The organism is Cognatilysobacter bugurensis, assembly GCF_014652095.1.
Classification (GTDB): domain Bacteria; phylum Pseudomonadota; class Gammaproteobacteria; order Xanthomonadales; family Xanthomonadaceae; genus Cognatilysobacter; species Cognatilysobacter bugurensis.
Genome location: NZ_BMYD01000004.1, coordinates 29874 through 44142, shown reverse-complemented (window position 1 = coordinate 44142; position 14269 = coordinate 29874). Strand labels below are relative to the sequence as shown.

11 protein-coding genes are annotated in these 14269 nt (G+C 71.0%); 8 read left to right on the top strand and 3 right to left on the bottom strand.

Annotated elements, in window-relative coordinates; genetic code table 11:
- Positions 1-233: 233 nt before the first annotated feature.
- The 7 genes from IE075_RS11640 to tkt all read left to right on the top strand — a co-directional run bounded on the left by IE075_RS11640 (position 234) and on the right by tkt (position 9598).
- Complete coding sequence (locus tag IE075_RS11640; protein WP_189456758.1) at positions 234-1142, top strand: DUF58 domain-containing protein; 909 nt, start codon at positions 234-236, stop codon at positions 1140-1142.
- A complete protein-coding gene (locus tag IE075_RS11635; protein ID WP_189456756.1) occupies positions 1142-1597 on the top strand; it encodes a DUF4381 family protein in 456 nt (151 codons plus the stop codon). Before IE075_RS11640 ends, IE075_RS11635 begins: the two co-directional genes overlap by 1 nt.
- Positions 1594-2601, top strand: coding sequence for a vWA domain-containing protein (locus tag IE075_RS11630; RefSeq protein WP_189456754.1), 1008 nt, complete (start codon positions 1594-1596; stop codon positions 2599-2601). The genes IE075_RS11635 and IE075_RS11630 overlap by 4 nt, the downstream gene beginning before the upstream one ends.
- On the top strand, positions 2598-4310 hold the full coding sequence (locus IE075_RS11625) for a VWA domain-containing protein (RefSeq protein WP_189456752.1): 1713 nt from the start codon (positions 2598-2600) through the stop codon (positions 4308-4310). The genes IE075_RS11630 and IE075_RS11625 overlap by 4 nt, the downstream gene beginning before the upstream one ends.
- Positions 4307-6007 (top strand): BatD family protein, encoded by a 1701-nt coding sequence (locus tag IE075_RS11620; protein ID WP_229792489.1) that lies wholly within the window; start codon positions 4307-4309, stop codon positions 6005-6007. The genes IE075_RS11625 and IE075_RS11620 overlap by 4 nt, the downstream gene beginning before the upstream one ends.
- 84 nt (positions 6008-6091) lie before the next feature.
- A complete protein-coding gene (locus IE075_RS11615; protein WP_189456750.1) occupies positions 6092-7414 on the top strand; it encodes a dicarboxylate/amino acid:cation symporter in 1323 nt (440 codons plus the stop codon).
- A 177-nt stretch (positions 7415-7591) separates the two neighbouring features.
- On the top strand, positions 7592-9598 hold the full coding sequence (tkt, locus tag IE075_RS11610; protein ID WP_189456748.1) for a transketolase: 2007 nt from the start codon (positions 7592-7594) through the stop codon (positions 9596-9598).
- Positions 9599-9695: 97 nt separating this feature from the next.
- Here the strand turns inward: tkt and IE075_RS11605 are convergent, their stop codons facing one another.
- Positions 9696-10445, bottom strand: coding sequence for a sulfite exporter TauE/SafE family protein (locus IE075_RS11605; RefSeq protein ID WP_189456746.1), 750 nt, complete (start codon positions 10443-10445; stop codon positions 9696-9698).
- A 51-nt stretch (positions 10446-10496) separates the two neighbouring features.
- The gene (locus tag IE075_RS11600) at positions 10497-11336 is read right to left on the bottom strand and encodes a S1/P1 nuclease (RefSeq protein ID WP_229792488.1); all 840 of its coding nucleotides are present in this window, start codon (positions 11334-11336) and stop codon (positions 10497-10499) included.
- 216 nt (positions 11337-11552) lie between these two features.
- Between IE075_RS11600 and gap the strand changes: the two genes are divergently transcribed.
- Positions 11553-12557 carry a type I glyceraldehyde-3-phosphate dehydrogenase gene (gene gap, locus IE075_RS11595; RefSeq protein ID WP_189456744.1) on the top strand — a complete coding sequence of 335 codons (1005 nt, stop codon included), beginning with the start codon at positions 11553-11555 and terminating at the stop codon, positions 12555-12557.
- 78 nt (positions 12558-12635) lie between these two features.
- On the opposite strand, the gene IE075_RS11590 is transcribed toward gap, so the two are convergent.
- On the bottom strand, positions 12636-14216 hold the full coding sequence (locus IE075_RS11590) for an MFS transporter (protein ID WP_189456742.1): 1581 nt from the start codon (positions 14214-14216) through the stop codon (positions 12636-12638).
- Positions 14217-14269 lie beyond the last annotated feature (53 nt).

Sequence of the window (14269 nt, the reverse complement as noted above, 5' to 3'; positions counted from 1 at the left end):
CGTGACTGCGCTCGAGGGTGCCGGGCAGGCGCACCGACGGATGGGGTGCGCCGGCCACGGCGAGCAGCGCCGACCGGCCGATGCACGCCGCACCCGACAGACGCAGATCGCGCAGGCATTCGCCGCGCCGGCCGCGACCGCTCGCCGCGCTTCGCGCATGGGTCGTCGCCGTGCCCACGCAGGACGCTGGGGCGCGCACGGTTCCGCCCTCAACGGCTCTGCCTTGATCCGCCATGGCCGTCCCGCACGCTGACGGCGTTACGCCGACGATCGACGAGCTGGTCGCGCTGCGCGCGCAGGTCGGTCGACGCGGTGCCGCGAACGCCGGCCGCTACGGCGCCGCAGGCCCCGCGCGCTCGGTGCTGCGCGGACGTGGGATGGAGTACGCGGAGTCACGTGAGTACTCCAGCGGCGATGACGCGCGCCATATGGACTGGCGCCTGACCGCCCGCACCGGTCGTGCGCACACCAAGCTGTTCCAGACCGAGCGCGAGCGGCTCACGCTGGTCGTGGGGGACACGAGTCCGGCGCTCTACTTCGGCACGCGCGTGCGCTTCAAGTCCGTGCAGGCGGCACGTGCCGGTGCGCTCGCCGCGTGGGCCGCGGTGCGCGACGGCGACCGAATCGCCGCGCTGCGCGGCAGCACGCGAGAACCCGCGGTGTCGCCTGCGCCGGGATCGCGCGGTGCATTGCACACGATCGATGCGCTGGTGCGTTGGTACACGCAGCCGCCCGACGACGACGCCGGCCTCGCCGTGGCCCTCGAGCACGCGCAGCGCCTGCTGCGGCCGGGCTCGCGGCTCGTGTTGCTCGCCGACGCCGCGAGCCTGCGCGACGTGGCCGCACACCGCTGGCCGGCGCTCGCGCAGCACCACGAGTGCATCGTGCTGCTGTTGACCGACCCCTTCGACACCGCGCCGCCTGCGCACCGCCTTGCATTCGCGCACGGCGGCGCCCGCACCACGCTCGACCTGGGCGCTGACGCCACGCGCGCGGCTTGGCGACGTGAGTTCGCGACTCCGCTCGACGAGGCCTTGGCGACGCTCAACGTGCGCGGGGTTCGAGCCCAGGCGTTGTCGACCGACATGCCGAGCGACGCCTGGCTGCCGTTGCTGGGCGCACGGCGCGTGGGGGCCGCCTGATGGCCGATCCGACGCTCGCGCTGCGCGACATCCACATGCCGGCTGCGCCGCCGTGGTGGCCGCCGGCGCCGGGCTGGTGGTTGCTCGCGGCGTGCATTGCCGCCGCGGTGGCGGTCGTTCTCGCGCTGCGCTGGCGCCGCCGACGCCGCCTTGCCGCGAGCGCCGCCCGTTTCGACGCCGCGCTCGCGCACGCCACCACGCCGACCCAGACCGTCGCCGCGATGTCGGATCTGTTGCGTCGCGCTGCGCGTCTGAAGGACCCGACCGCGGACCGGCTGCAGGGCGAGGACTGGCTGGCGCGGCTCGACGACGGTGATGCAGCACGCCCCTTCAGCGCCGGGCCCGGTCAATTACTGCTCGACGGCGCATTTCGGCCGGATGTCGATGCGCATGCGGTCGATGCGCTGCGTCCCCTCGCGCGTGCGCGCTTCGTGGCCTGGACGGCGCCGCGATGACGACGCTGCAGGCGCTCGGGCTCTCGTTCGCGTGGCCGTGGTGGCTGCTCGCGTTGCCACTGCCGTGGCTCGCGCTGCGGTTTCCGGCTCGCGCGAAGGCCTCCGGCGCTGCCCTGCGCGTGCCGTTCGGCTCGCGCATCGAGGCGATCGCCTCGGCGACCGGGCTGCGCGCGCAGCGCCGAGGTCTCCGCGCGTGGGCCTGGATCGCCTGGGCGTTGCTGTGCCTGGCCGCGGCGCGGCCGCAGCAACTCGGTGAGCCGATTTCGCCGCCGGCGCGCGGGCGGCAGCTCATGCTGGCTCTCGATCTGTCGGCCAGCATGTCCGAGCCCGACATGACGCTCGGCGGCCAGCCCGTCGATCGGTTGACCGCTGCAAAGGCGGTCATCGCGGACTTCCTCGACCGCCGCGAGGGCGACCGCGTCGGCCTGCTGGTGTTCGGTCGCCGCGCATACGCGCTTACGCCGCTCACCCTCGATCGCGACAGCGTGCGCGAGCAGCTCGGCGACAGCGTGGCCGGGCTCGCGGGGCAGGAGACGGCGATCGGCGATGCGCTCGGCCTCGCGGTCAAACGCCTGCAGGCGCAGCCGCCGGGGCAACGTGTCGTGATCCTGCTGACCGACGGCGTCAACACTGCGGGCCTGCTGGACCCGCTGCGCGCCGCACAGATCGCGGCCGATGCCGGCGTGCGCGTGCACACGATCGCGTTCGGCGGCGACGGCGGGCTGTCGCTGTTTGGCTTCCAGCTGCCGATGCCGGGCGCGGGCGACGAGATCGACGAGACATCGCTGCAGAAGATCGCCGAGCAAACCGGCGGGCGCTTCTTCCGCGCACGCGACACGTCGCAGCTCGTCGGTATCTATGAAGAGATCGACCGCCTCGAACCGGTCGCCTCCGCGGGGCCGGCCGTGCGACCGGTGATCGAGCGCTACCCGTGGCCGCTAGGCGCGGCGTTCGCATTCGGGCTGCTGGGCCTGGCCCTGACCGTGATGCGGAGGCGCGCATGAGCCTGGAGCTGGGCGCATTGCACCTGCTGCGGCCGCAGTGGCTCTGGGCGCTGCTCGCGCTGCCGCTGCTGGCGTGGTGGTGGACGCGCGCGTCGCGTGCCCGCGAGCCATGGCGCGATGCGATCGACGCCCACCTGCAGCCGCACCTGCTCGAAGCGCCCGCGCGGTCGCGGCGGTGGGCCGGGCCGGCGTTGGTGGCGGCCAGCTTCGTCCTGTCCGTGATTGCGCTCGCGGGGCCGAGCCTGCGCGAGGTTGAACGCCCGCTCGCGCAGGGCGGCACGCCGCTCGTGATCGCAGTCGATCTGTCATCCGCCGCGCTGGCGCCGGACCTCCCGCCGTCGCGACTGGCGCAGGCCCGCGGCGAAATCACGCGCCTGCTCGAAGCGCGCGACGGAGCGCCGGTGGCGCTCATCGCCTACGCGGACGACGCGTTCACCGTTGCGCCGCTGACCGAAGATGCGGCGAATGTCGCGCTGTTTCTCGACGCGCTCGCACCGGAGGTCATGCCCGTCGACGGCCGCAACACGGCGCGTGCGATCGAGCACGCGGTCGAGCTGCTGCGCCGCGCGGACCAGACGAGCGGCGACATCGTGCTGCTGACCGGCGAAGCCGATCCGGCCGCGCGAGACGCCGCCGCGGCGGCCGCGCAGGCCGGGCATCGCGTGTCCGTGCTGGGCCTCGGCAGCCCGACCGGCGCCCTCGTGCGCACGCGCGACGGGGCGGTGCGAGCCGTCCGTCTCGAGGCTGACGCGTTGCGCGGACTGGCGCGCGCGGGCGACGGCGAGTTCGCGGCGCTCCAGCCCGGAGACGCCGACCTGCGCTCGCTTGGCCTGCTCGATCCGGGGCGCGCGGCGGATGCGCGCGGCGAAGGCGGCACGCGTGTGAGGGAGGACCAGGGCTACTGGCTGCTCCCGCCGCTGATGCTGCTCGGCTTGCTCGCGCTGCGCCATCGCGCGGGACTCGCGGTGTTGGTGTTGTTCGCGGTGTTGCCGTGGTCGCCCGCGCACGCCGTCCAGTGGTGGGAGCGCCCCGACCAGGCCGCGCACGAGCGGATTGAAGCCGGCAACGAGGCCTACCGGCGCGGTGAATTCGACGCCGCCGCCGCGTTGTACCGCAGCGTCGACAGCGCCGACGCCCACTACAACCGCGGCAATGCGCTCGCGCGACAAGGTCAGTACCGCGAAGCGATCACTGCGTACGACGCAGCACTCGCGCGCGAGCCCGGCATGCCCGATGCGATCGCGAACCGCCGCGCCGTGGCCGCCGCGCTGAAGCGCAAGCCACCGCCGGGCCCGAAGTCGGACAAGCCCAAGCAGGGCAGCGGCGAAGGCGAGAAGAAGCCCGGTTCGAAAGGGCCGGCGGGTCAGGCCGACAGCCCGCCGCCGGAGCCGTCCGGCGACGCGGACCCGCAGAATTCGAAGAACAAACCGCAACCGTCCCCGAAGCCCGACGATGCGTCCGCGCGCGATCGCCAACGCGAGGCCGATGCGGCGCAGCGCGAACGCATGCGCCGCGCGATGCAGCAGCAAGGCGGCGAAAAGCCGAGGCCTGATCAAGCGCCGCCGCCCGCCGAGACCCCGGCCCAGCGCGAGCGTCGCATCGCAAACGAGGCATGGCTGCGCCGCGTGCCCGATGAGCCCGGCGGCCTGCTCCGCGCGAAGTTCCGGCTGGAGCACGAGCGCCGCCAGCAGCAGGAGCCGACGCCGTGACGCTCTCGCTCGCGTGGCGGGTCGTCGCCGTGCTCGCACTGTGCTGCGTTTCGATGGTCGCGTTCGCGGCGCCGGAGGCCTGGCTCGATCGCAACCGCATCGCGCTCGGCGACACCGTCACGCTCCACGTCGCGACCACCGGCACCGCCGCGCCCGACTTTTCGCCGCTCGAGGCCGCTGGGCTCAGTCCGCGCCCGCAGGCCGCCCAGCGCCGCTTCGAACTGGTGAACGGGCAGGCGTCGATGCGCACGCTGTTCACCGTGGTGCTGCGCCCCCCGCGCGCCGGCCGCACTGCGGTGCCGGCGATCTCCGTCGGCACCGAGCGCACCGCGCCGCTCGCGCTCGAGGTCACCGCCGCGCCCGCCGCGCCGCCGGCGCGGGCGGGCGACGACGTGTTCATCGAAACGCAGCCCGACGACGTCGACCCGTACGTGCAGCAGGCCGTCGGCTGGGTCGTGCGGCTCTACTCGGCCGTGCCGCTGGTGTCCGGCCACCTGGACCAGCCCTCCCCGGAAGGCGCGTCGATGCAGCGGGTCGGCGACGACGTGCAGTACACCCGCGAGCTCGACGGGCGCCGCTACACCGTCGTCGAGCGTCGCTTCCTGCTCGTGCCCGAGCGCAGCGGCGAGCTCGTCGTGCCGGGCGCGAAGTTCGAAGGCCGGGGCGTTGGCGGGTTCTTCGACTCCGTGTTCGGCGATCGCGGCGGCGCGCTCGCGGCGACCGGGGCCGTTCGCGTGCTCGGCGTGCGACCGGTGCCCACGAACGCCCCGACCCCGTGGCTGCCGCTGCGTGACCTCCAGCTGCGCTACCGCGAGCTGCCCGACACGCTGCAGGCCGGCCGTGCCGCTGCGGTGAGCGTCGAACTCGTTGCCGACGGCGCGTTCGCCGCGCAGCTGCCCGAACTCACGCTGCCGCCGATCGACGGTGTGGAGGTGTTCGCCGAGCCGCCGCAGTCCGACGAGCGCTTCGTCGACGGCCGGCCCCAGGTCACGCTCACGCGGCGTTTTTCGCTCGTCCCCGCGCAGGCGGGGCCGGTGGCACTGCCGGCGCTGGAATGGCCGTGGTGGGACGTGGACACGGGCGGCACGCGCACCGCAACGCTGCCGGCGCAGCAGTGGCAGGCGCGCCCCGGCGTGGCCGCGTCGCCCGTGCTGCCGGGCGTGACGGATGCGCCTGCGCAAGACGCGCCGGCCGATGCGGCCCCGGACGCGTCGGCGACGGGGCGCTGGCTCGCGATCGCCGCACTCGCCGTTGCCGCGTGGGTGCTCACGATGGCCTGGGCAGCCCGGCGGCGCGCTGCGCGCGGGGTCGGCACGGCGGAAGACGGGGAGGACGGCGCCGCCACGCCAGGCAGCGTGACGCCCACCCAAGACGCTCGACCGGACGCAGCCGCAGCGCCTGCGAAGCCAGCGGATCTCCGCCGCACGCTCGAACGCGGCACGCCGGACGAGATCCTCGCCGCGCTGCGCGCGCTTTCACCTCGCCCTGCCCCCGACACGGACGCGCTCATCGGGCAGCTGGACGATGCGGCTCAACGCGATGCGCTGCAGGCGCTGCAACGCGCCCGCTGGGGCGGTGGCGACCCCGCCGCCGCGCTGGACGCGCTTCGTCGTGCCTTCGCGCCCGGGCCGCGCTGGCGCGAGACGCGCAGCGCGCGCAAGGCGGACCCGCTGCCGCCGCTGTACCCGGAGCGCTGAGCGCAGCGGGGCGCCGGCCTGCGGTTATCCTCGGCACCTTACTGGCGCGACCGTCACCGCGCACCCTTTCAGGAAGTCGTCCCGATGAGCGAGCACGCCGCCCGCACGCCCAAGCTGGCCCTGCACACCCGAATGCTGATCGGTTTCATCGTCGGCGCCGGCGCGGGCCTGCTCGCGAATGTCTACTTCGCCGATGCCGGTTGGCTCGCGACGCTGGTCACCTACGTCGCCGACCCGATCGGCCAGCTGTTCCTGCGGCTGTTGTTCATGCTCGTCATCCCGCTGGTGTTCGCGGCGCTGATCCTCGGCGTGGTCGAGATCGGCGACCCGCAATCGCTCGGGCGCATCGGCGGCAAGACGCTGGTCTGGATCCTCGCGGTCACCGCGGTGGCCGTGACGATCGGCCTCGTGCTCGTCAATGTGCTCCAGCCGGGCCTGGGCCTGCCGCCGGAACTCGCCGATTCGCTGCTCGCCGAATCCGGCGAGCGCACCGCCGACATCGCCGGCAAGGGCGGGGCGATCTCCGGCGTCGACCTGTTGCTCAACATCGTGCCGAAGAACCCGATCGCCGCCGCGGCCGCGGGCGACCTCATCGCGGTGATGTTCTTCGCACTCGCGTTCGGCGTTGCCGCCACCGTGCTGCGCACCGAAAGCACGCGGCTGTTCGTCGGCGCGGTGCAGGGCATCTACGACATCTGCCTCAAGCTCATCGGCTGGATCATCGAGCTCGCCCCGTACGCGGTCGCCGCGCTGCTGTTTTCGATCACGTCCAAGCTCGGCTTCGACGTCATGGTGCAGCTGGCACGCTTCGTCGGCACCGTGCTGCTCGCGCTCGGCATCCACTTCTTCATCGTGTTCCCGATCCTGCTCGTGGTCTTCGGGCGCATGTCGCCGCTCGCGTTTTTCCGCGGCGCGCAGCCGGCGCTGCTGACCGCGTTCTCGACGTCGTCGTCGAGCGCGACGCTGCCGACCACGCTTGCGGTGACCGAAGAGCGCCTGGGTGTGCCGCGCCGCGTTGCGCGCTTCGTGTGCACACTCGGCGCGACGGCGAACATGAACGGCACGGCCTTGTTCGAGGGCATCACGGTGCTGTTCCTCGCTCAGTTCTTCGGCATCGAACTCAACCTCGTGCAGCAGATCACGGTGCTGGTGCTGTGCATCTTCGGCTCGATCGGCGCGGCCGGTGTGCCCGGCGGTTCGCTGCCGGTGATCGCGATGATCCTCATGATGTTCAACATCCCGCCCGAAGGCATCGGCCTGATCCTCGGCGTCGATCGCCTGCTCGACATGTGCCGCACCGTCGTCAACGTCGGTGGCGACATGGCGGGTTCGGTCGTGATCGGTCGCTCGGAGTTCGGGCGCGGCACGGAAACGGTCGCGCACGTGGACGAAACGCCGGCGTCCTGAGCCCGCGCCGGAGCAGTGACGCGCGGTCGCGGTCGGCGGCCGGGATGAATCTCGTCGGGTCTGGGGCCTGAAAAGTCGGCGCGACGCGACAGCGCGCCGCCGGGGTGGGACAATGCGCCGCCCGCGCGGTTGAGTCCTGCGCCGCCGGCGCGCCTTCCGCCGCTCCCGACGATCCCCATGACGACCGCCGATTCCACGCAGCCTGGCCGCCGCGATCTCGCCAACGCCATCCGTTTTCTCGCCATCGACGCGGTTCAAGCCGCGAATTCCGGTCATCCGGGCATGCCGATGGGCATGGCCGACATTGCCGAGGTGCTCTGGAACGAGCACCTGCGCCACAGCCCGAACAACCCGGGCTGGTTCAACCGCGACCGTTTCATCCTCTCGAACGGCCACGGCTCGATGCTGCAGTACGCGCTGCTGCACCTGGCCGGCTACGACCTGCCGATCGAGGAAATCCGCAATTTCCGCCAGCTCGACAGCAAGACGCCGGGCCACCCGGAGAACTTCATGACGCCGGGCGTGGAAACCACGACCGGTCCGCTAGGCCAAGGGTTCGCGAATGCGGTCGGCCTCGCGCTCGCCGAGAAGCTGCTCGCGCAGCGCTTCAACCGCGACGGATTCGAACTCATCGACCACCGCACGTTCGTGTTCATGGGCGACGGCTGCCTCATGGAAGGCATCTCGCACGAGGCCGCCTCGCTCGCCGGCACCTGGGGCCTGGGCAAGCTCGTCGCGTTCTGGGACGACAACAAGATCAGCATCGACGGCAACACCGACGGCTGGTTCACCGACGACACGCCTGCACGCTTCGAGGCCTACGGCTGGCACGTGGTGCGCGGCGTAGACGGCCATGACGCGGATTCGATCAAGGCCGGCATCGAGCAGGCGCTCGCCGCGACCGACAAGCCCACGCTGATCTGCTGCCGCACGACGATTGGTTTTGGCTCGCCGAACAAGGCGGGCAAGGAATCGAGCCACGGCGCGCCGCTCGGCAAGGACGAGATCGCCGCGACGCGCGAGGCGCTGAACTGGCCGCACGGTCCGTTCGAGATCCCGCAGCCGATCTACGACGCCTGGCGCGCGAACGAGCGCGGCGCGGAACTCGAAGCACAGTGGAACGCGCGCTTCGACGACTACGCGAAGCAGCATCCTGAAGCGGCGGCCGAATTCTCGCGCCGCATCCGCGGCGAGCTGCCGGCGGACTTCATCGCGCAGGCCGATACGTACATCGCGAAGCTGCAGGCCGACGGCCCGACCGTCGCGTCGCGCAAGGCCTCGCAGATGGCGATCGAGACGTTCGCCCCGCTGCTGCCCGAGCTCATCGGCGGCAGCGCCGACCTTGCGCACTCGAACCTGACCCTGTGGAAGGGCAGCAAGTCCGTTGCCACCGACGATCCGAACGCGAACTACGTCTACTTCGGCGTGCGCGAGTTCGCGATGACCGCGATCAACAACGGCCTGGAACTGCACGGCGGCTTCATTCCGTACGACGCCACGTTCCTCGTGTTCAGCGACTACGCGCGCAACGGCGTGCGCATGAGCGCGCTCATGGGTGCGCATGCGATCCACGTCTACACGCACGATTCGATCGGCCTCGGCGAAGACGGCCCGACCCACCAGCCGATCGAGCACCTCGCCTCGTTGCGCTACATCCCCGAGAACGACGTGTGGCGCCCGTGCGACGCGGTCGAATCGGCCGTGGCGTGGAAGCAGGCGATCGTGCGCAATGACGGGCCCAGCTGCCTCGTGTTCTCGCGCCAGAACCTGCCGCACCAGGCGCGCAGCGAAGCGCAGGTCGCCGACATCGCGCGCGGCGGTTACGTGCTCAAGGACGCGGCCGGCACGCCCGAGATCATCCTCATTGCGACCGGTTCGGAAGTCGGCCTGGCGATGCAGGCTGCCGAGCAGCTCGGCGACCGCGTGCGCGTGGTGTCGATGCCCAGCACGGACGTGTTCAACCGCCAGAGCGCCGAGTACCGCGAGTCGGTGCTGCCGCGCAACGTGCGGCGTCGCGTGGCGATCGAGGCCGGCGTCACCGGCTTCTGGCACAGCTACGTGGGGCTCGACGGCGCAGTGATCGGGATCGATACGTTCGGTGCGAGCGCCCCGGCGGAGAAGCTGTTCCCGCACTTCGGCTTCACGGTCGAGCGCGTGGTTGAGGTCGCCCGCTCGCTGGGCTGAGCGGTTTCAACGCACGGAAGAAAGGCGGCTTCGGTCGCCTTTCTTTTTTCAGGGTCGCGTCGGCTGCCGGTTCGAGGCGCAGCGATCGACCGCGTGATCAGGCGAACAGCAGCTTGCCCGCGGCGATCAGCAGTACGACGCCCAGCGCGCGGCGCAGCGTGGGCACGGGCAACCACTTCAGTCCGAGCTGCGTGCCGAGCAACGCGCCGACTGCGACGGCGCCGAGCCACAGCGGCAACGCCGTCGGCAGCGTCCCGCTCGATTGCAGCAGGCCGGCCAGTGCGGTCAGCGAGTTGATCCACACGAACGCGACCGAGGTGCCGCTCGCCTCGCGCGTCGGCATCCAGTGCGCGAACAAGAGCAGCGGCGTGAGGAAGATTGCGCCGCCGGTGCCGGTCAACCCGCTGAGCACGCCGATCATGCCGCCGACGAGCAGGCCGATCGACCACGGCACGCGCCGGCCCGTCGCTTCCGCATCCTCGCGCTCGGCGCGGCCGGCCTGCCGGAACACGCCGATCGCGGCAACCAGCAACACGAGGCCGAGCAGCAGGGAGTAGCTGTCGGACGGCAGCTTCACGCGGGCGGCGAAGTACGCCGCCGGCGCCGAAGCGAGCACGAACGGCGCGATGTTGCGCCAGCGAACGTGGCCGGCGCGCGCAAACCGCACCAGGCCGATCGCGCCGACGAGCAGATTCAGTGCGAGCGCGGTCGGGCGCACCTGCTCGGGCGCAAAGCCGATCAACGCCATCGCGGCGATATAGCCGCTCGCGCCGGCGTGGCCGACCGACGAGTACAGCGCGGCGACGATCACGAACGCCGCCGCAAGCAGCCAGGCCGCGTCGATCATCCCGCCGCCCCGGGCCTGCTCATGCGTCCGGCGGGGTGGCGCGCGCCGCGATCAGCGGGCGAGCGACTCGTTGAGCAGCGTCGCGAGCCGGTGCGCACCCTGGCGCACGCGCTGCTCCGCGAGCGGACGCTTTGCGTCGAGGTAGCGGTGATCGAGCTTGTGCGACTTCGGGTAGATCTTCTGCGCCTCGACATACCCGCACGATTCGGTCGCCCACGCTGCCGGCGCGCCGATCGGCGTCTTCTTCGGCGGCCATGGCGTCGCGAGCCGGTCGGCGTACGCGTCGAAGTCCAGGCCGCGCGAGGCGAGCAGGTAGTAGTCCCAGATCGAATGCAGGTTCGTGCCCATCACGCCGTCGGCGTAATGCTTGCGCGCGTATTCCTCCGGCTGGAGCGGCGTGCGCAGGCTGATCTGGTAGTCGTTGCCGCCCTTGTCGTCGCGGTGGTTCGCGTGCATCGGCTGGTGCACGTCGCCGACGAAATGCACGAGGAACTTCAGTGCGTCGCGGCGCGCTTCGAGCGGCTGCGCGGCGTCGGCCAGGATGTCGCGCTGCGCCTCGATCGCGCCGATCACGCAGTCGCCGTCCTTGCACTCGCGCGCGCGCTCGAACCGGCAGGTGCCTTCCGAGAGCTTCACGTAATGCCAGGGCGCCGTGCGCTTGAACGCTTCGGGGCTGCTCGAACGCAGCTCGTCGGCCCAGGTCGACACCCCCGCGAGCGTGGGTTCCTTCTCGCCCGCGAGCAGGCGCGCGACCTCGGCCTTCGCCTCCGGCGAGAGCTGGCGCTCGGCGAGTTCGCCGACGAGGCGGTGGCCGAGCGCGCTCCAGGCCAGGGCAGGCGTGGACGCGGCGACCAGGACGAGGGCGGCGAACGGGGCGAGATATCGATTCATCCATGCATCATATCGGTCGAACATGACCGCCGGCCGTGCCGGAAGTGGGGGGCTGCCGGCAGCCGCTGAAAGCGCATGGCCGCGCACGCTCGGCTCCGCCGCCCCCCCCCCCCCCCCCCCCTGCGTCGGGCGGCGCCGTGCCCCTGGAGCGGCATAACGCCGTGCCGACGCGCCGGGTCGGCTAAAATGGCCGACTTTCCGTGTCCAGGAGTTGTCATGGCGATCAAGGTGGGTATCAACGGCTTCGGCCGCATCGGCCGCAACGTGCTGCGTTCAGCCGTGCAGAACTTCGGCGGCGAGATCGAGATCGTCGCAATCAACGACCTGCTCGAACCCGACTACCTCGCCTACATGCTGCGCTACGACTCGGTGCATGGCCGCTTCGACGGCGACGTGTCGGTCGAGGACGGCCAGCTGGTCGTCAATGGCAAGCGCATCCGCCTCACGCAGGAGCGTGACCCGGCCAATCTGAAGTGGGGCGAGGTCGGCGCCGACGTCGTCATCGAGTCGACGGGCCTGTTCCTCGACAAGACCACCGCGCAGAAGCACCTCGATGCCGGCGCGAAGAAGGTGATCCTCTCGGCCCCGTCGAAGGACGACACGCCGATGTTCGTGTACGGCGTGAACCACGAGAAGTACAACGGCGAGGCGATTGTCTCGAACGCGTCGTGCACCACGAACTGCCTTGCGCCGATCGCGAAGGTGCTCAACGACAAGTGGGGCATCAAGCGCGGCCTGATGACGACCGTGCACGCGGCGACCGCGACGCAGAAGACCGTCGATGGCCCGTCGAACAAGGACTGGCGCGGCGGCCGCGGCATCCTCGAGAACATCATCCCGTCGAGCACGGGCGCGGCGAAGGCCGTGGGCGTCGTGATCCCCGAGCTCAACAAGAAGCTCACCGGCATGAGCTTCCGCGTGCCGACGTCGGACGTCTCCGTGGTCGACCTGACCGTCGAGCTCGAGAAGCCGGCGACGTACGAGGAGATCTGCGCGGAGATGAAGGCGCAGAGCGAAGGCGCGCTCAAGGGCGTGCTGGGTTACACGACCGACAAGGTCGTGGCGACCGACTTCCGCGGCGACACGCGTACCTCGATCTTCGACGCCGAGGCCGGCATCGCGCTCGACCCGACGTTCGTGAAGCTCGTGAGCTGGTACGACAACGAGTGGGGCTACTCGAACAAGTGCCTCGAGATGGCGAAGGTCGTCGCAGCGAAGTAAGGCTGTCGGGTCTCGCATGAAAGAAAGCCCCGCATCTGCGGGGCTTTTTCGTTGGCGCCACGCGATACGCGCCTGCCGCTAGGCGGCTCGCGGTTCGCGACGGTCCCCGTCGTGTTCACGACGGTCGCCGCTGCGCCGCTCGCTGCGTTGCTCGCGTCGGTCATCACCCTCGGCACGCGTACGCACCTGCCGGCGCTCCTGGATGATGCGCCCGCCCGGGAACGCGACCGCTGCACGGAGTCCGGCCACGGTGGACGCATTGCGCACGCCGCGCCGCGCGACGTTGAGCACGTGCTGCACCATCTCGCGCCGCGGCACCTCGCCTTCCTCGCGCACGAGCGAGAGCCGATGCAGCGAATACAGGCCGAGCAGCGCCGAGCCGAGGAAGAAGAACTGCCACCAGCCGATCGACAGGCCGATCAGCTCGAGCGTGCCGTCGGGCGCGCGCCATTCGAGATTCAGGCTCAACTGGCGGCGCTCGAAGAACGCGGCGACCGACCCGCCGAGCAGCGGCGCGATGCCGGCGGCCAGCGACGTGATCAGCGCATTGGTCGCGAGATACGCGCTGGCGGCGCCGCGCGGTGCAAGCTTGAGTCCGATCGCGCTCGATGCGAGCGCCACGCCGGCCGAGGTCATGCCCATGAGCACGTGCAGCACGGTGAGGTAGGCGGTCGTCCAGGCGCGGTCGCCGATCTCGCCGGCCAGCGCCATCGCGGCGATGCAGGCGATGAATGCAGGCGAGGCGAACGTCAGCACGGTCTTGTTCGTGAAGCGGTCCGAAAGCTGGCCCCAGACCCGCAGCACGACGATGTTCGCGAGCTGGCTGACGATGCTCATCATGAGCACGAAGCCGGCCGAGTAGCCGAGCTGCTTGATCATGAACACCGTGAAGAACGGTGCGGCGAGATTCACCGCGAAGTTCCACGACGCGAAGAACCGCATGAGACTAACGAAGTCCTTGTCCTTGAACGGCTGCGCGAACAGGTTGCGCAGCCGGCGGCCGGGCACTGGCGCCGGCATCGACGGCTCGGGCACCTTGGCAAGCTGCCAGGTGCTGAACAGGCTGGAGACGAAGCCGATCAAGTACAGGATCGCGAACGCCATCGGACTGCCGCCGCCGCCGACCGGGTCGGCAAAGTGCAGCGCCCCTGCGGCAAGGCCGGTGCCGACGATGCCCAGCATCGTGGCCCAGATCGTGCGCCGCGCGAAGAACGCGCCCATGCGTTCCTCGGGGATCAGGTCGCGGATCCACGAGTTCCAGCCGCAGGCGCCGACGGCATTGAACGCGCAGTGCACGGTCTCGGCAACCACGAGCAACGTCAGCGCAAGCGTCTTGCTCTCGATGAACCCGAGCACGGCCATCAGTGGCAGGGCAAGCCGCGCGGCGAACAGCGCGATGATCGACACCAGTCGGCGCGAGCGGATCCGTTCGATCAGCAGCACCGCAGGGGCCTGCAGCAGCTGCGTGAGGAACGGAATCGCCGCAAGGATGCCGATCACCGTCGACGACGCACCGAGCATGAGCGCATAGGCGACGAGCACGACGCCGCTGTTGAGCGTGCCCACGATGGTCGCGAATGCGGCGTCGAACATGAGCCGGCGGGAGCCGTGCTCGAGATCCTCGGAGGTGATGACGTCCTGGGTTACAGCAAGTCGCATGGAGTGCGGGGTCGAGCGGGAAGGCCGCACTAGACCAAGCGTGCCGTGACGGG